At 66.8% G+C, this 18,053-nt stretch carries 13 protein-coding genes; 6 read left to right on the top strand and 7 right to left on the bottom strand.

Going from position 1 to position 18,053, the window contains the following annotated elements:
• Positions 1–1,232 (bottom strand): FAD-dependent oxidoreductase (locus tag BSIN_RS17290; protein ID WP_089341416.1); only part of this gene is annotated, 1,232 nt, incomplete at its 3' end.
• Positions 1,233–1,536: 304 nt separating this feature from the next.
• Here BSIN_RS17290 and purL point away from each other — a divergent pair.
• Positions 1,537–5,613, top strand: a complete 4,077-nt coding sequence (gene purL, locus BSIN_RS17280) for a phosphoribosylformylglycinamidine synthase (RefSeq protein WP_089341414.1) — start codon at positions 1,537–1,539, stop codon at positions 5,611–5,613.
• 191 nt (positions 5,614–5,804) lie between these two features.
• Here purL and BSIN_RS17275 read toward each other — a convergent pair whose 3' ends face one another.
• The 5 genes from BSIN_RS17275 to BSIN_RS17255 all read right to left on the bottom strand — a co-directional run bounded on the left by BSIN_RS17275 (position 5,805) and on the right by BSIN_RS17255 (position 9,610).
• Entirely contained in the window at positions 5,805–6,584 is a 780-nt protein-coding gene (locus BSIN_RS17275; RefSeq protein WP_089341413.1) for a peptidylprolyl isomerase, read from the bottom strand.
• Between the two features lie 26 nt (positions 6,585–6,610).
• Positions 6,611–6,925: a BolA family protein gene (locus BSIN_RS17270; RefSeq protein ID WP_089341412.1), complete on the bottom strand. Its 315-nt coding sequence runs from the start codon at positions 6,923–6,925 to the stop codon at positions 6,611–6,613.
• Between the two features lie 2 nt (positions 6,926–6,927).
• Positions 6,928–7,458, bottom strand: coding sequence for a septation protein A (locus BSIN_RS17265; RefSeq protein ID WP_059513353.1), 531 nt, complete (start codon positions 7,456–7,458; stop codon positions 6,928–6,930).
• Positions 7,459–7,522: 64 nt separating this feature from the next.
• Complete coding sequence (gene msrB, locus BSIN_RS17260) at positions 7,523–7,954, bottom strand: peptide-methionine (R)-S-oxide reductase MsrB (RefSeq protein WP_059513351.1); 432 nt, start codon at positions 7,952–7,954, stop codon at positions 7,523–7,525.
• A 72-nt stretch (positions 7,955–8,026) separates the two neighbouring features.
• Complete coding sequence (locus tag BSIN_RS17255) at positions 8,027–9,610, bottom strand: protein adenylyltransferase SelO (RefSeq protein WP_089341411.1); 1,584 nt, start codon at positions 9,608–9,610, stop codon at positions 8,027–8,029.
• A gap of 130 nt (positions 9,611–9,740) precedes the next feature.
• Between BSIN_RS17255 and BSIN_RS17250 the strand changes: the two genes are divergently transcribed.
• From BSIN_RS17250 to BSIN_RS17235, 4 genes are all read left to right on the top strand, one after another.
• On the top strand, positions 9,741–11,381 hold the full coding sequence (locus tag BSIN_RS17250; protein WP_089341410.1) for a 3-(methylthio)propionyl-CoA ligase: 1,641 nt from the start codon (positions 9,741–9,743) through the stop codon (positions 11,379–11,381).
• Between the two features lie 369 nt (positions 11,382–11,750).
• Positions 11,751–13,835, top strand: a complete 2,085-nt coding sequence (locus BSIN_RS17245; protein WP_089341409.1) for a 3-hydroxyacyl-CoA dehydrogenase NAD-binding domain-containing protein — start codon at positions 11,751–11,753, stop codon at positions 13,833–13,835.
• A 48-nt stretch (positions 13,836–13,883) separates the two neighbouring features.
• Positions 13,884–14,510: a bifunctional nicotinamidase/pyrazinamidase gene (pncA, locus tag BSIN_RS17240; RefSeq protein WP_089341408.1), complete on the top strand. Its 627-nt coding sequence runs from the start codon at positions 13,884–13,886 to the stop codon at positions 14,508–14,510.
• Between the two features lie 135 nt (positions 14,511–14,645).
• Positions 14,646–15,824, top strand: a complete 1,179-nt coding sequence (locus BSIN_RS17235) for an acetyl-CoA C-acyltransferase (protein ID WP_089341407.1) — start codon at positions 14,646–14,648, stop codon at positions 15,822–15,824.
• Positions 15,825–16,373: 549 nt separating this feature from the next.
• Here BSIN_RS17235 and BSIN_RS17230 read toward each other — a convergent pair.
• Positions 16,374–16,631, bottom strand: a complete 258-nt coding sequence (locus BSIN_RS17230) for a YodC family protein (protein WP_256583846.1) — start codon at positions 16,629–16,631, stop codon at positions 16,374–16,376.
• Positions 16,632–16,971: 340 nt separating this feature from the next.
• On the opposite strand from BSIN_RS17230, the gene BSIN_RS17225 reads away from it, so the two are divergent.
• The gene (locus BSIN_RS17225) at positions 16,972–17,928 is read left to right on the top strand and encodes a helix-turn-helix domain-containing protein (RefSeq protein ID WP_089341420.1); all 957 of its coding nucleotides are present in this window, start codon (positions 16,972–16,974) and stop codon (positions 17,926–17,928) included.
• The last annotated feature ends 125 nt before the right edge of the window (positions 17,929–18,053 follow it).

Genomic DNA, 18,053 nt, shown 5'->3' with positions numbered 1-18,053 from the left:
GCATCGGCCACCACTTTAGCAGACCCGAGCGCAAGCCCCCAGCCGGCCGGGCCGTGGCCGAAGTTGACGAACACGCGCGGATGGCCGGTCGGCCCGACCACCGGCAGGCCGTCCGGCGACAGCAGCTTCGCGCCTTGCCAGGCGCGCGCGGCGGAAATTTTCGCGGTGCCGGGCAGCCAGTCGTGCGCGGTCTGGCCGAGCAGCGCGAGCGCCGCCTCGGCGAGCGGCTCGGGCAGCGGCCGCGCCATGTCCTTCGCGCTTTGCAGCACCGCGCCGCCGCCGATCTTGAGCCGTTGACCGAGGCGCGTGAGCGTGATCCGCCTGACCGTGTCGACGATCGCCAGATGCGGCGCGTGCTCGTCGTATGCGAGCGGCGCGGTCAGCGTATGAAGGCGCACCGGATGCAGCGGCGCGCGCACGCCGAACGGCTGCGCGAGCGCCAGGCTGTCTACGCCGGCCGCGATGACGAGCGCGTCGGCCGAGATCACGTCGACCTGGTTCGATTTCGCCGCGCGCGGATCGGTGGGGTCGGGCGCGAGTTCGACCGCCGCGCGTTGCGCGTCCACGCGGATCGCCGCCGCCGCGCGGCCCAGCCGGAACTGGACGTCGTGGGTGTCGAGCACCTGCTTGACGAGTTTCACGAACAGCGGACAGTTCGCGGTGCGCTCGTGTGCGAACAGCACGCCGCCCGCGAACGCGGATTCGGCGCGCACCGACGGCTCGAGCGCCGTGCACGCGTCGGGCGTGAGCGTCTCGAACGGCATGCCGAGATCGCGCATCAGCTCGAGCGCGGGGCGCACGTCGTCCCATTCGGCGCGCTCGCGCACCAGGTGCAGCACGCCGCTTTTCTGCTCGAATTCGAGTGCAAAACGCGTTTCGATATCGGCGATCGCTTCTCGCGAAAGCTCGACGAGCGGGCGCAGCGCCGCGTACTGCGCGCGAAACGCGTCGGGCTCGCGCAGCGCGTCGAGGCGGCCGACGAAGCGCCGCAGCGCGCCGTTGAGGCCCGGCTTGTAGACGACGCCGCTCTTCGAGGCGCGCCGCTCGCGCATGAAGGTCGGACCGAACCAGACGTCCAGGGGCGTAGGCAGCAGGGCGCCGCCCTGGCCGTAGGTCGCTCCTTGCGCGACTGTCGCGTGACGCTCGACGACGCACACGCGATGGCCGGCCGCGCGCAACTGGTAAGCGGTGGCGATGCCGGCGAGGCCGCCGCCGATGACAATGACATCCATGCTCGATTCGATGACAGGTGGCCGATGCGGCCCGGTTGCGATGACGTTGCGGGCCGCGTCGGCCCGGCGAAGCGCGCATGATAGCGCCAAATGCAGCGAATTGGCCGGCGTGGCTTTCGCGTGGCACGGATGGCCCGGCGGCGGATGGCGCCCGACTCGGCGCCCGGCGGCCGGCTGCTCGTGCCGCGTCGTATTGCCGTCGCGCTGGCCGTTCGGCGTGCGGCCTGCGGGTATATAATAACGGCCTTCCTTACGCCCCCCGTCGCCAATTTGCGCGACTCATCGACGACGTCCAGTCCAGCCCATGGCTCACTTCTCGTGTTTTCCCGGTGCTTCGGCGCTTTCCGATTTTCGTCAAACCCGCCTGCTCGACGCGCTCAAGCAAATCGACGGCGACATCGTCGCGCTGCGCGGCCAGTATCTGCACTTCGTCAACGCGCACGAGCCGCTCACCGCGGACGACAGCGCGCGCATCGAGGCGCTGATGCACTACGGCGAGCCGTTCGAGCCCTCGTCCGACAAGGGCGCGGCCGAAACCTTCGTGGTGCTGCCGCGTCTGGGCACGGTGTCGCCGTGGGCGAGCAAGGCGACCGACATCGCGCAGCACTGCGGCCTGGCACGCGTGCGGCGCATCGAGCGCGGCGTCGAGTTCACGCTCACGCTGAAAAGCGGGCTGCTCGGCGTCGGCGGCAAGAAGGCGCTGTCGGCCGACGCGCGCGCCGCGGTCGCGGCCGCGTTGCATGACCGGATGACCGAGAGCGTCGTTGCGTCGCGCGACGACGCGCGGCACCTGTTCGACGAACTGCCGGCCAAGCCGCTTACGACCGTCGACGTGCTCGCGCACGGCCGCGCCGCGCTCGTGACGGCGAACGCCGAGCTGGGCCTCGCGCTCGCCGCCGACGAGATCGACTACCTGGTCGACGCGTTCGTCAAGCTGGAGCGCAACCCGACCGACGTGGAACTGATGATGTTCGCGCAGGCGAACAGCGAGCACTGCCGTCACAAGATCTTCAACGCGCAATGGACGATCGACGGCGAGCCGCAGGATCTGTCGCTGTTCCAGATGATCCGTAATACCGAGAAGCTCAATGGGCAGCGCACGATCGTCGCGTATTCGGACAACTCGGCGATCATGCAGGGCGCGCCGGCCGAGCGCTGGTTCCCGCGCGGCGCAGCCGGCGCGGATGCGGCGGGCACGGCCGAGCGCTACGGCCGCCATACCGAACTCACGCATACGCTGATGAAGGTCGAGACGCACAACCACCCGACCGCGATCTCGCCGTTCGCGGGCGCGGCGACGGGCGCGGGCGGCGAGATCCGCGACGAGGGGGCGACGGGCCGCGGCGCGCGGCCGAAGGCGGGCCTGACGGGCTTCACGGTGTCGAACCTCGATTTGCCGGACGCGCGCGAGAAATGGGAAAACGCGCGCGACGCCGCGCAGCCGCTCGCGCAACGCGACGCCGGCGCGAGCGCCGAGCCCTACGGCCGCCCGGACCGGATCGCCTCGCCGCTGTCGATCATGATCGACGGCCCGCTCGGCGGCGCGGCGTTCAACAACGAATTCGGCCGGCCGAACCTCGGCGGCTATTTCCGCGTCTACGAGCAGAACGTCGGCGGGCAGGTGCGCGGCTATCACAAGCCGATCATGATCGCGGGCGGCATCGGCAACATTTCCGATGCGCACACGCACAAGCACGATCTGCCCGCCGGCTCGCTGCTGATCCAGATCGGCGGCCCCGGCATGCGGATCGGGATGGGCGGCGGCGCGGCCAGCTCGATGGCGACCGGCGCGAATACGGCCGAACTCGATTTCGATTCCGTCCAGCGCGGCAACCCGGAGATCGAGCGGCGCGCGCAGGAAGTGATCAACGGCTGCTGGCAACTCGGCGACGCGAACCCGATTCTCAGCATCCACGACGTCGGCGCGGGCGGCTTGTCGAACGCGTTCCCCGAACTCGTCGATGGCGCGGACAAGGGCGCGCGCTTCGAGCTGCGCCGCGTGCCGCTCGAGGAAAGCGGGCTGTCGCCGCGCGAGATCTGGTCGAACGAAGCGCAGGAGCGCTACGTGCTTGCCATCGCGCCCGCCGATCTGCCGCGCTTCGAGGCGATCTGCGCGCGCGAGCGCTGCCCGTTCGCGGTCGTCGGCGTGGCGACCGATGCGCGGCAACTGCAACTCGTCGATGCGCAGGCGGCGGGCGAGCAAGCGTATCCGGTCGACATGCCGATGGACGTGCTGCTCGGCAAGCCGCCGCGGATGCACCGCGACGTGACGCGCGTCGACAGCGCGCACGCGCCGGTCGACGTGACGGGCCTGGCGCTTGCCGACGTCGGCGTCGACGTGCTCAGGCATCCGACGGTGGCGAGCAAGTCGTTTCTGATCACGATCGGCGACCGCACGGTCGGCGGCACGTCGGTGCGTGACCAGATGGTCGGCCCGTGGCAGGTGCCGGTGGCCGATTGCGCGATCACCGCGCTCGATTACGCGGGCTTTGCCGGCGAGGCGATGACGATGGCCGAGCGCACGCCGCTCGCGGTGATCGACGCGAGCGCGTCGGGCCGCATGGCGATCGGCGAGGCGATCACCAACATCGCGGCCGCGCCGATCGCATCGCTCGACACGCTGAAATTGTCCGCGAACTGGATGGCCTCGTGCGGCACCGACGGCGAGGACGCGAAGCTGTTCGATACCGTGAAGGCGATCGGCATGGAGCTGTGCCCGGCGCTCGGCATCGGCATTCCGGTCGGCAAGGATTCGCTGTCGATGAAGACGAAGTGGGACGACAACGGTGTCGCGAAGGAAGTCGTCGCGCCGGTGTCGCTGATCATCTCGGCGTTCGCGCCCGTCGACGACGTGCGCCGCCATCTGACGCCGCAATTGCGCCGCGTTGCCGACGCCGGCGCGAGCGTGCTGATCGCGATCGATCTCGGCCGCGGCAAGAACCGCCTCGGCGGCAGCATACTCGCGCAGGTCACGCAGCAAGTCGGCGACGAGACGCCCGACGTCGACGATCCGCAAGACCTGAAGCGCTTTTTCGCGGCAATCCAGGCGCTGAACGCGCAAGGCCTGCTGCTCGCGTATCACGACCGCTCGGACGGCGGCCTGTGGGCGACCGTCTGCGAGATGGCGTTCGCCGGGCACGTGGGCGTGTCGCTGAACGTCGACATGCTCACGCTCGACGCACAGCACGAATCCGACTACGGCGACGCGAAGGATTGGGCCAAGCAGACCAGCGGCCGCCGCGACGACCGCACGATCCGCGCGCTCTTCTGCGAGGAACTTGGCGCGGTGGTTCAGGTGCGCGCGGCCGAGCGCGACACGGTGCTCGGCATGCTGCGCGAGCATGGGCTTGCCGCGTGCTCGCACGTGATCGGCACGGTCAACGAGCATGACGCGATCGAGGTGTACCGGGACGCAAAGAAGATCTACGAGGCGCCGCGCGTCGAGCTGCAGCGCGCGTGGAGCGAGGTAAGCTGGCGGATCGCGCGGCTGCGCGACAATCCGGCGTGCGCGGACGCCGAATACGACGCGATTCTCGACGCGCAGGACCCGGGCCTGTCGCCGGTGCTGACGTTCGATCCCGCCGACGACATCGCGGCGCCGTTCATCGCGAAGGGTGCGCGGCCGCGCGTCGCGATTCTGCGTGAGCAGGGCGTGAACTCGCATCTCGAAACCGCGTATGCGTTCGATCGCGCGGGCTTCGACGCATACGACGTTCATATGAGCGATTTGCTCGCGGGCCGCGCGACGCTCGCCGATTTCGCGGGCGCGGTCGCATGCGGCGGCTTTTCGTATGGCGACGTGCTCGGCGCGGGCGAAGGCTGGGCGAAAACGATCCGCTTCAACGACCAGCTCGCCGAGATGTTTTCCGCGTTCTTCGCGCGCCCGGACACGTTCGCGCTCGGCATCTGCAACGGTTGTCAGATGCTGTCGAGCCTGGCGTCGATGATTCCGGGCGCCGACGCATGGCCGAAGTTCACGCGCAACAAATCGGAGCAGTTCGAGTCGCGTTTCTCGCTCGTCGAGGTGCAGCGCTCGCCGTCGATCTTCTTCGCCGGAATGGAAGGCTCGCGGATTCCGGTCGCGGTCGCGCACGGCGAAGGCTATGCGGACTTCTCGCAACAGGGCGACGCGAGCCGCGTCGCGGTGGCGATGCGCTACGTCGATCATCGCGGCGAGGTGACCGAGCGCTATCCGTTCAATCCGAACGGCTCGCCGGCCGGGATTACGTCGGTGACGACGGCCGACGGCCGGTTCACCGTGCTGATGCCGCACATGGAGCGTGTGCAGCGCACCGTGCAGATGAGCTGGCATCCGGACGGCTGGGGCGAGGCGAGCCCGTGGCTGCGCGTGTTCCGCAATGCGCGGCGCTGGCTCGGGTGAAACGGAGCGGGGATAGGAAGAAGCGAACCGGGCCGGTTGATGCGAAGTCAATCGGAACGGTACGGCGACGCGAGGTTCGCGATACCGTTGCGGACAATCCGGCCACGCATGCCGGCGAAAAAAATGCCGCTCGATGATTCGAGCGGCATTTTTTTTAATGCGGCGTGTTGCCGCGGCGAGCTGTCGCCGCGTTACTGAATCTTCGCCTGCTGACGCAAACCTTCCTCGAACGCCTGCAGTTTCTGCTGCACCATTTGCTGAGCGATCTGCGGCTTGACCTGTTCGAACGGCGGCGGTGCGATATTGCGGATATCGTCGACGCGGATGATGTGCCAGCCGAACTGCGTCTTCACCGGCGCATCCGTCATCTGGCCTTTCTGCAACTGCTGCGCGGCCGCGGCGAATTCCGGCACGTAAGCCTTCGGATCGGACCAGTCGAGATCGCCGCCGTTCTTCGCCGAACCCGGATCCTTCGAATACTGCTTCGCGAGATCCTCGAACCTCGCGCCGCCCTTGATCTTCGCGATCAGGTCCTTCGCCTGCTGTTCGTTGTCGACGAGGATGTGGTGCAGGTGATATTCATGGCCTGCCGCGCTCTTCACGAGTTCGTCGTAGCGCGCCTTCAGCTCGGCGTCGCTCGGCTGGTTCTGCTTGAGGAAATCCTCGATCATCGCGCGCAGCACCGTGGTTTGCTGCGCGACGGCGACTTGCGCCTTCACGTCGGGGCGATTCGGAATGCCGCGCTTGATCGCCTCTTGCATCAGGATTTCGCGGTTGATGAGTTCCTGGCGCACGGCCTGCTCGAGCTGCGGCGAATCCTGCTGGCCTTGGTGGACGAGCTGCGCGATCATCGCGTCCGCGCGCGATTTCGGAATCGGCGTGCCGTTGACGACGGCGATGTTCTGGGCAAAGGCCGGAGCGGCTGCGAGAGCGGCTGCCGCGACCCACAGTCGGGAAGATTTCAGGATCATCGGGAATTCCTAAAGAACGAACGGACTTAACGGGAACGGGAAGACTCTCTATATTCTTCTGGCGTGTAAGCGACGATCGCGAGCGCATGAATTCCGCGCTGCATCGCGTCGGCGAGCGCATCATACACCAGCCGGTGCCGGGCGACGCGCGACCGGCCCTCGAACGCGGCCGCGACGATCGTCACCGTGTAGTGTCCGCCCGCGGCGGCGCCTGCGTGGCCGGCGTGCTGCGCGCTGTCGTCGCGCACGTCGATCGATTCGGGCGTGAGCGCCGCGGCGAGACGCGCCTCGATCAGCGCGATGCGCTCGGCGGGGGCGGCTTGAAGGAACGCGTCGCTCATCGTTACTCGTCCTTCAGATATTTGGCCAGCCACAGGCTTTGCACGATGACGAACACGACGATCGCGCCCGTCGTGCCGAACAGCTTGAAGTTGACCCATTGCGATTCGGTGAAGTTGTGCACGACGTACAAATTGGTGACGCCGAGCGCGGCGAAGAACGCGGCCCAGGCGAGGTTCAGCTTGTCCCAGACCGGCGAGGGCAGCGTGAGCTGCTTGCCCATCATCTTCTCGATCAGATTGTTGCCGAACGCATAGCGCGCGACGACGAGGCCGACGGCGAACAGCCAGTACAGCACGGTCGGCTTCCATTGGATGAATTTCTCGTCATGCAGCACGAGCGTCGCGCCGCCGAACACGACGATCACGCCGAGGCTCACCCACAGCATCGTGTCGACTTTCCGGTGGCGGAACGCGACCCATGCCACTTGCGCGAGCGTGGCGACGATCGCGACGGCGGTTGCCGTGAAGATGCCCCATAGCTTGAAGGCGGCGAAGAACAGGATGATCGGGAACAGGTCGAACAGAAATTTCATGGCGCTCGCGGCTGCGTGGCGGGCGCGCGGCGCCCGCCACCGTTACAGGGACGCCCGCGCGGATTCATTTCCGCCCGGGTTTAGGCTCGAAGTTTAACGCAGCCGAGTTGATGCAGTACCGTAGGCCGGTTTTGTCGCGCGGGCCGTCCTCGAACACGTGGCCAAGATGCGCGCCGCAATGGTTGCAGCGCACTTCGACACGCACCATCCCGTGCGTGTAATCCATCTTCTCGTCGATCACCTCGCCGTTGATCGGCTTGAAGTAGCTCGGCCAGCCGCAGCCCGAGTGGTATTTCGCGCCCGACTCGAACAGCGCGGTGCCGCATACGACGCAGCGGTAGATTCCGTCGTCTTCGGTGTCGGTGTATTCGCCGGTGAACGCGCGCTCGGTCGCCGCATGCTGCGTGACCTCGTATTGCAGCGGCGTGAGCCGGCGGCGCAGCTCGGCGTCGTCCTTTTGGTACGGGAAGGGCCGATCGTCTTGATCTCCTGACATGGGGTCGATTCTCCTGATGGATGCATGCGGACCCGCGCGCGGCATCGCGCGCGGCCCGGCGGGCGGCGGCCGTCACGACGAGCAGCTCACCGATAGCGTATTCGCCCAGTCGGGCGGCAGCGCGGCATAGGCGTCGTGTTCCGGCTGCTCGTCGAACGGGCGGCGCAGTATGGCCGCGAGACGTTCGACTTCGGAAAAATCCTTCTCCTTGGCGCGGCGGATCGCGGTTTCCGCGAGATGGTTGCGCAGCACGTATTTCGGATTCGCGCGGTTCATCGCGGCCGCCCGCGCGGCGTCGTCGCGCGGCTCGAGGGCCAGGCGCGCGCGGTAGACGCGCGCCCAGCGGTCAAAGGCGTCGCGCTCGACGAACAGGTCGCGTACCGGCGCGTCGGGGTGCTCGCCGTGTGTCGCGCGCGGCTCGTGCTTCGAGAGCTGCGCGAGGCGGCGGAACGTCAGCGTGAAGTCGGCACGGTTCGCGTCCATGATTTCGAGCAATTGGTTGGCGAGCGCGGCATCGTCGTCGTGGGCGTGCTCGAGGCCGAGCTTCGCGCGCATCGCGCGCTCCAGCGCCGGGCCGAATTGTTCGGGGAAGCGGTTGAGCACCGCGTGCGCGTCGTCGGCCGCGCGCTCGGCGCGCACGTCGTCGTTCGGCGCGTCGCGATGCAGGCCGATGAGCGGCAGCAGCGCCTGCGCGAGGCAAAAGCAGTTCCAGTGCGCAATGCGCGGCTGCATCCGGTACGCGTAGCGGCCGTGCGTGTCGGAATGATTGCAGACGTGCTTCGCGTCGAACCCGTCGATGAAGCCGAACGGGCCGTAGTCGATCGTCAGGCCCAGGATCGACAGATTGTCGGTATTCATCACGCCGTGGCAGAAGCCGACGGCCTGCCATTGCGCGACCAGCTCGGCCGTGCGCCGCGTCGCTTCGGCAAGCAGCGCGAGATAAGGATCCTGCGCGTCGCGGCACGCGGGGTAGAAGCGCTCGATCACGTGATCGGCGAGTGCGCGCAGCAAATCGGGGCGATCGTTCGCGAAAAAGTGCTCGAAGTGGCCGAAGCGCACGAAGCTTTCCGCTACGCGTGTGACGACCGCCGCCGTTTCGATCTCCTCACGGACCACCGGCGCGTCGGAACCGACTACGGCGAGGGCGCGCGTTGTCGGAATGCCGAGGTGATGCATCGCCTCGGAGCACAGGAATTCGCGGATCGACGAGCGCAGCACCGCGCGGCCGTCGCCCATGCGCGAATACGGCGTGCGGCCCGCGCCTTTCAGTTGCAGTTCGTAGCGGCGCCCGTCGTGCGCGAGCTCGCCGATGGTAAGCGCGCGCCCGTCGCCGAGCTGGCCGGCCCAGACGCCGAACTGGTGGCCCGAGTAGACGGACGCGTAAGGATGCGACGCGGCGGGCCAGTCGCGCGTCGGGTTGCCGCAGAACAGCTCGGCGAAGCCGGGCGCGCCGGCGAGCGCGGGATCGAGCCCGACGAGGCGCGCGGTATCGTCGGAAAAGCCGACGACATAAGGCGCGGGCAGTGGCGTGGCGGGCAGCCGCGTGAGGAATTCGGCGCCGAGCGCGACGAACGCGCCGTCGCGCGGGGCGGCGAGCGTTGCGGCGAGATCGGGCAGGCGGGCGGCCGGTGCGGCCTCGCTGGTGGAAAACGACATATTGCTGATCCGGAAGTTAGCCGATATTGTAAGTCGGCGCCGCCGGGGCCGCTGGCCGCCCGTGCGCGGCCGGCTGAGCCGCGGCCTGCCGCGCGCGCCGATCCCTTGCTGCGACAGGAGACGCAACCCGATGAGTACGCCGCTGCCGGGCCGGATGATGGATATGCCGCTGCTGATATCGTCGCTGATCGCCCACGCGGCGCGGCATGCGGGCGACGTCGAGATCGTGTCGCGGCGCATCGAGGGCGATATCCATCGCTATACGTACCGCGCCTGCGAGGCGCGCGCGAAGAGGCTGGCACAGGCGCTCGGCCGGCTCGGCGTGGGCGGCGGCGAGCGGGTCGGCACGCTTGCGTGGAACGGCTATCGGCACGTCGAGGCGTACTACGGCATCAGCGGGATGGGCGCGGTCTGCCACATGATCAATCCGCGCCTGTTCGTCGAGCAGATCGCGTACATCATTGATCACGCCGACGACCAGTACGTGCTGTTCGACCTGAATTTGGCGCCGCTCGTCGATCAGCTCGCGCCGCACTGCCCGCGCGTGAAGGGCTGGATCGCGTTGACCGACGAAGCGCATCTGCCGCGCGGCGCGACGCATTATCTCTGCTACGAAACGCTCATCGGCGCCGAGGACGGCGATTACGCGTGGCCGCTGCTCGACGAGCGGCAGGCGTCGTCGCTTTGCTATACGTCCGGCACCACGGGCCATCCGAAGGGCGCGCTTTATTCGCATCGTTCGACCGTGCTGCATGCGTATGGCGCGGCGTTGCCGGATTCGATGGCGATGTCCGCGCAAGACGCGGTGCTGCCCGTCGTGCCGATGTTCCATGTGAACGCGTGGGGCCTGCCGTATTCGGCACCGCTCGTCGGCGCGAAGCTGGTGCTGCCGGGCAAGGATCTCGACGGCAAGTCGCTGTACGAACTGATGGAGGCCGAGCGCGTGACATTCTCCGCGGGCGTGCCGACGGTCTGGCTGGGCTTGCTCAATCACGTGCGCGAAGCGAACGCGCGGTTCTCGACGCTCAGGCGCACGGTGATCGGCGGCTCCGCGTGCCCGCCGGCGATGCAGCGCGCGTTCGAGGACGACTACGGCGTGCGGGTGATCCATGCGTGGGGCATGACCGAGATGTCGCCGCTCGGCACGCTCGCGGCGCTGAACTGGGCGCAGTCCCGACGCGACGCCGACGAGCAGCGGCGGCTGCTGGCCAAGCAGGGACGGGCGATTTTCGGGGTCGATATGCGCATCGTCGGCGACGACGGCCGCGAATTGCCGTGGGACGGCGTGGCATTCGGCAACCTGCAGGTGCGCGGCCCGTGGGTGATCGACCGCTATTTCGGCGGCGATGCGTCGCCGCTCGTCGACGGCTGGTTTCCGACGGGCGATGTCGCGACGATCGACGCCGACGGCTTCATGCAGATCACCGATCGCAGTAAGGACGTGATCAAGTCGGGCGGCGAATGGATCAGCTCGATCGAGATCGAAAACGTCGCGATCGCGCATCCGGCCATCGCCGAGGCCGCGTGCATCGCGTGCGCGCATCCGAAATGGACTGAGCGGCCGCTCCTGGTCGCCGTCAAACGCGAGGGGATGGACGTCACGCGTGACGAATTGCTCGCGTTTTATCGGGATAAGGTTGCGAAATGGTGGATTCCCGATGACGTCGCCTTCGTCGCCGCGCTGCCGCATACGGCCACCGGCAAGCTGCAGAAGCTCAAGCTGCGCGAGCAGTTCCGCGATTACGTTTTGCCGACGGCGCGCGACGCGTGAGCGACCGCACCGGTGATTCTGGCGATTCAGCCAGCCCGGACAGCGCGGATCGTGCCGACAATCCAGTCCACGACCGCGCCGGACGGTCGCGTGAAACCCGCGGCAACGCGGCCGCGCGCGCTGCACGTTGTTCCGGATCGATGTGCCATCGGCGCGCGCATCGCCTGTGGTTTCAGGCCGGAGCGGCAGGGTCCGTACTAAATTGAACGATCGTTCTTTTTTGATGTATGCTGCTTGCGCATTCCCGTAACCGGGAAAACGGCGCACCGGTTGCGCCGCTTGCATCGATGACGCGGCCGTCCGGCCGCCGGCGGACAACGGGCCGACACCGCGCCCGCCGCGCAGATAAATACCCTTGGAGGCACGCAGATGGCAGTGGACTACACGACTCGTGACGGCGTCGCCGTCATCACGCTCAACCATCCGCCCGTCAACGGGCTGGGGCTGGCGACGCGGCTGGGCATCGTCGAGGGGCTCGAGCGCGCGCAGCGCGACCCGTCGGTGACGGCGATCGTGCTCACGGGCGCGGGCCGCGCGTTCTCCGGCGGCGCGGACATCACCGAATTCAACACGCCGAAGGCGCTGCAGGAACCGACGCTGCATACCGTGATCGACGCGGTGGAATCGAGCACGAAGCCGGTCGTCGTCGCGATTCACGGCGTCGCGATGGGCGGCGGCCTGGAACTCGCGCTCGGCGCGCATTACCGGATCGCGTCGAGCGGCGCGCAGATCGCGCTGCCGGAGGTGAAGCTCGGGCTGCTGCCGGGCGCGGGCGGCACGCAGCGGCTGCCGCGCGCGGTGGGGCTCGAAACCGCGCTCAACATGATCGTGTCGGGCGCGAGCGTGCTGTCCGAGCAGCTGGCGAAAAGCGGCCTTTTCGACGAGCTTGCCGACGGCGATTTGCTCGACGCGGCGCTCGCATTCGCGCGCAAGGTGGGCGCGGCAAGCGGCCCGCATCCGCGCGTGCGCGATCGCGCGATCGTGCATGAGAACGCGGCAGGCTTCATCCAGTTCGCGCGCAACAGCGTGAAGGCGCTCGCGCAGCACTACCCGGCGCCGCACAAATGCATCGACGCGATCGAGGCGGGCGTGCTGCACGGCTTCGACAAGGGGCTCGCATTCGAGCGCGAATGCTTCATCGCACTGGTGCAGACGCCCGAGAGCCGCGCGCTGCGGCACGCTTTCTTCGGCGAGCGCGCGGCGAGCAAGATTCCCGACGTGCCGGCCGATACGCCGACGCGCGAGATCAAGACGGTCGCGGTGATCGGCGCGGGCACGATGGGCGGCGGAATCACGATGAATTTCCTGAACGCGGGCGTGCCCGTCACGCTGCTCGAAACGACGCAGGAAGCGCTCGATCGCGGGCTTGCGACGATCCGCAGGAATTACGACGCGCAGGTAAAGAAAGGCAAGCTCACGCAGGACAAGCTCGAAGCGCGCATGGCGCTCGTCAAGCCGACGCTGTCGTATGACGATCTAAAGGAAGCCGACCTCGTGATCGAAGCGGTGTTCGAGGAACTCGGCGTGAAGGAGCAGGTATTCCGTAAGCTCGACGAAGTCGCGAAGCCGGGGGCGATTCTCGCGTCGAACACGTCGACGCTCGACGTCAACAAGATCGCCGGCTTCACGAAGCGGCCGCAGGACGTCGTCGGGCTGCATTTTTTCAGCCCGGCCAATGTGATGAAGCTGCTCGAAGTCGTGCGCGGCAGCGCGAGCGCGCACGACGTGCTCGCCACGGTGATGCAGGTCGCGAAGAAGATCCGCAAGACGGCGGTGGTCGCGGGCGTGTGCGATGGCTTCATCGGCAACCGGATGATCGAGCAATACGTGCGCCAGGCGCTTTTCATGCTCGAGGAAGGCGCGCTGCCCGCGCAGATCGATCGCGCGATCGAGCAGTTCGGCTTCGCGATGGGGCCGTTCCGGATGAGCGATCTGGCCGGCAACGACATCGGCTGGGCGATCCGCAAACGCCGCTACGTCGAGCAGCCGGATCTGCATTACTCGAAAATCGCCGACCGCCTTTGCGAGCAGGGCCGCTTCGGCCAGAAGACGGGCGCGGGCTGGTACGACTACGCGCCGGGCGAGCGCAAGGCCAAGCCGTCGAAGCTCGTCGACGACATGATCGTCGCGTTCTCGGCCGAGCAGGGCGTCGCGCGCCGCCGGATCGGCGACGACGAGATCGTCGAGCGGCTCGTCTACGCGCTTGTCAACGAAGGGGCGAAGATTCTCGAGGAGAAGATCGCGTCGAAGGCCTCCGATATCGATATGGTCTATCTGACCGGCTACGGCTTTCCGCTGTGGCGCGGCGGCCCGATGCTGTACGCCGACACGGTCGGCCTCTACAACGTCGAGCGCGCGATACGCCGTTATGCGCAAGGGCCGAACGGCAGCGCGTGGCAGATCGCGCCGTCGATCGTCGAACTCGCCGAGAGCGGGCGCGGCTTCAACGCATGACGCCACGCGGCGGCGCCGGCCGGCGCCGCGCCGCGAAGGAGCACCACGATGCAACCCACCGACGATGTACTGCTCGTGATCGACGTGCAGAACGATTTCATGCCGGGCGGCCCGCTCGCGGTTGCGCACGGCGATGAAATCGTGCCGGTGATCAACCGGCTCGCCGCGCGCTTCGAGCAGGTCGTGCTGACGCAGGATTGGCACCCGCGCGACCATGTGTCGTTCGCGCAGCACCATCCGGGCCGGGCGCCGTTTTCGACGATCGCGCTGCCGTATGGCGAGCAGACGCTTTGGCCCGTGCACTGCGTGCAGGGCACCGAAGGGGCGGCCCTGCATCGCGATCTGGACGTGCCGCATGCGCGGCTCGTGATCCGCAAGGGCGGCGACGCGCGCGTGGACAGCTACTCGGCGTTCGTCGAGGCGGATCGCCACTCGCGCACGGGGCTGGCAGGCTTCTTGCGCGAGCTGGGCGCGAAGCGGGTCTGGTGTTGCGGGCTCGCGACCGATTATTGCGTCGCCTGGTCCGCACTCGATGCACGCGCGGCCGGCTTCGATGCATTCGTCATCGAAGACGCGTGCCGTGCGATCGATCTCGACGGCTCGCTCGATCGCGCTTGGGCGTCGTTGGCGTCGGCGGGCGTCGCGCGGGTGCGCTCGGGCGACGTGCGGCCGTAGCGCGGCGACGTGGAACCGGTGGCACAGGTTTAGACTTTTTTAATGGAAGCCGGGCGGGTGCGAGTTGTCGCCTGCCACGGCATGGGGCGGACCCAAGCGCTGAAGCACTGGCTGCCGCCGACACTGGAGACTCGGATGACTGAAGCCGTTATCGTATCGACCGCCCGCACCGGGCTTGCAAAATCCTGGCGCGGCGCATTCAACATGACGCATGGCGCGACGCTCGGCGGCCACGTGGTGGCGGCCGCGGTGGCGCGCGCGAAGCTCGATCCCGCGCGCGTCGAGGACGTGCTGATCGGCTGCGCCAACCCCGAGGGCGCGACCGGCGCGAACATCGCGCGGCAAATCGCGCTGCGCGCGGGGCTGCCGGTGAGCGTGCCCGGCATGACCGTGAACCGCTTTTGTTCGTCCGGATTGCAAACGATTGCGCTGGCCGCGCAGCGGGTGATTGCGGGCGAGGGCGACGTGTTCGTCGCGGGCGGTGTCGAATCGATCTCGTGCGTGCAGAACGAGATGAACCGGCACATGATCCAGGAGGGTTGGCTTGTCGGGCATAAGCCGGAGATCTACTGGACGATGCTGCAGACGGCCGAGAACGTCGCGAAGCGCTACAACATCGCGAAGGAGCGTCAGGACGAATACGGCGTGAATTCGCAGTTGCGCGCGAGCGCTGCCCGCGACGCGGGCCGCTTCGACGCCGAGATCGTGCCGATCACGGTGCGCGCGGGCGTCGCCGACAAGGCGACGGGGCGTCTGGCCACCCAGGAGCTGACGGTCGCGGCCGACGAGGGCATCCGGCCGGATACGACGCTCGAAGGCGTATCGAAAATCCGCTCGGCGCTGCCGGGCGGCGTGATCACCGCGGGCAATGCGAGCCAGTTCTCCGACGGCGCGGCCGCGTGCGTCGTGATGAACGCGAAGGTTGCCGAGCGCGAGGGGCTGGCGCCGCTCGGGATCTTCCGCGGTTTCGCGGTCGCGGGCTGCGAACCCGACGAGATGGGCATCGGTCCGGTGTTCGCGGTGCCCAAGCTGTTGAAGCAAGCGGGCCTCAAGGTGTCCGACATCGATCTGTGGGAGCTGAACGAGGCGTTCGCGGTGCAGGTGCTGTATTGCCGCGACACGCTCGGCATTCCAGACGATCGTCTCAACGTCAATGGCGGCGCGATTGCGGTGGGCCATCCGTATGGCGTCTCGGGCGCGCGGATGACGGGCCACGCGCTGATCGAAGGCAAGCGGCGCGGCGCGAAATACGTCGTCGTGACGATGTGCATCGGCGGCGGGCAAGGTGCCGCCGGGCTGTTCGAAATCGCGTAGACGCACATCGCGCGCCGCCGGCGGGCGGTGCGCCGGCCGCATCGAATGCGGGGGCGTCGCCCGCGTTCGGCGGCGAGACGAAGACGGCCGGAACGTGATCCGGCCGTCTTCTTTTTGGGGCCGAAAGTTCGTGATACCGATCAATATCGGAAGGTATTTATTGCCGAATAATAACCGTATTCGGGTAATAGCTGCCGCTGCGCGGCACTTCTGAAAATACACGGTAACGAGAATCCCAGTCTGCCGTGATCAATGCGGTCTTCCGAATGCGGTTTGCCGATTGAAACTCGAAACTAATTGTTACAATCTCGACGCTCCTTCGATCTTCATTTGATATATCCGCCGTTCCGGCAGTCGTCTGAAATATCAGATCGCAGTTCGTCCATGTGTCGGTAATGGTGCATTTAGCGGATGAGCGGGTGGATTGTGATTTCAGAAATGACGAATGCCGATGCTGGCGTGCCATTCAATCAATTCGAATGGCATTGATCATGGGATGATCGAAATTCGGCTATTCAGGAAGCCTGAGCGGCGTGCATTGCCGGTCGCTTAGGTATCGTCCCGGCGCGCCGCACGCCGAAGGGCGCGCTGCGGGAAAAACTCCTGCTTCAATTCGCCGTTTGCGTCGAACCACTGAGCGCAAACCCAGCGCCCGGGCGCAAAGGCGACGCGCCCGGCCCAGATCGCCGTCATCGCTATGCCGCCGGAGCGCAGGCGGACCAGATCGCCCGCGGTGATGCGCTGCCCGCGAACGCATGCAGGCAACCGGTCCGCGAGCGCCGCGAATCGTTCACGCCAAATGGTCATTGGCATTCGGATGCGCATCCCGTAAAAGTACATGATAAATAAGTGAAATAACGGCTGATGCATTCAAACTGAAGTCGACTTGGTCAAGCAAGTGCATGGCTGAATAATCGATAAACCGATAGCTTATCTTATTCATTCGATCAATATATTGATTGGACTGGTGAGATGAATAATAAGCGTTCGGTTTTGGTTAAATCCGCCAATCTCATGGTGAATTCAGACATTCTTACAATTGTCCTTACATTTCATTTTGTTTAATCGAGATAATGTGCGCGACTAAACTCTGATTTGAGTTGAAAACCTTGGTTATTGGACTTTCGACATGAGTCGCCTGAACGATATGCGCCGTCATCAGCAACGCCGCCCATGCCGCCCTGTCGGCGCAGGGCCGGCCGTCCGGCAAATCGGGATCGTGCTGTTCGATCAGTTTTCGCTGACTGAAGTCAGCGGCATAACGGAATGGCTCGATTGCGAGAATCGGCGGCGGACCGCTTTTGTCGGAAGTGTCGAGCGCTATGCGCTCACGATGCTGTCGAGTGCCGGCGGCTGCGTGACGTCGATGTCGGGCGTGCAGATCTGGACCGAAAGCATCGGTTTGCATAGCGGCGGTGAATTTCACATGGTGCTGGTCGTGGGTGGCGCGGGCGCGCCGGCCGCGACGCTCGACGATGCGCTGCATCTATGGCTGCACGATGCGGCGCGCAGCGGTGAAGTGCAGGTGTACTCGATGCGCCGCGATGGCGGCGAGATTATCGCCGCAGCCGAGCGGGATGCGTGCATGCTGCCGCCGCGCGCGCAGCCCGCGCTCGCCAGTTTGCCGTTGCGGCGCTTGTCGTCGGCGAGCCTCGCGTCCGGCGCGTTCGGTTTTTCCTCCGAGGCGTTGCGGCCGCTTGCGCGCGGCCCCGAGCCCGACGAGCCGGCCGAGCCGCGCGCCGACGTGCACGACCGCGCGATCAAGCGCGCCGGCGAGTTGATCCGTGAGGTCGCGCAGCGGCTCGCCGAGCAGTGCGACCAGACCATCTCGATCGCCGATGTCGCGCAGGACATCGCGATGAGCGAGCGCAATTTCCTGCGGCGTTTCAAGCTCGAAATGGGCGTGACGCCGTCTGAATACCTGCTGCAAGCCCGCATCGAACGGGCTTGCTCGTTGCTGACCGAGTCGGATCTGCCGGTCGACAAGATCGCGCGCCGCGCGGGCCTCGGCAACGGCGAGCGCCTTGCCAAGGTGTTCCGGCGGCGCCTGTCGATGTCGCCGACCGAATACCGGGCAGCCGCCCGCTGGCTGACAGCGGGCTGATCACTCCCCAACGCCACGACATTCGCCACTTTCGTAAGCGAGGATTCGATGTTTGACATCATCAGTGCCAGTGGGGCAGGGGCGGCTGTTGCCGCGCGGTTTGTCGCGACGACTGACGGGAGGGC

The sequence above is a fragment of the Burkholderia singularis genome (assembly GCF_900176645.1).
In the GTDB taxonomy this organism is placed as follows: Bacteria; Pseudomonadota; Gammaproteobacteria; order Burkholderiales; family Burkholderiaceae; genus Burkholderia; species Burkholderia singularis.
The sequence above is the reverse complement of the archived record's forward strand: the minus strand, read 5'-3'. Positions and strand labels throughout refer to the sequence as shown.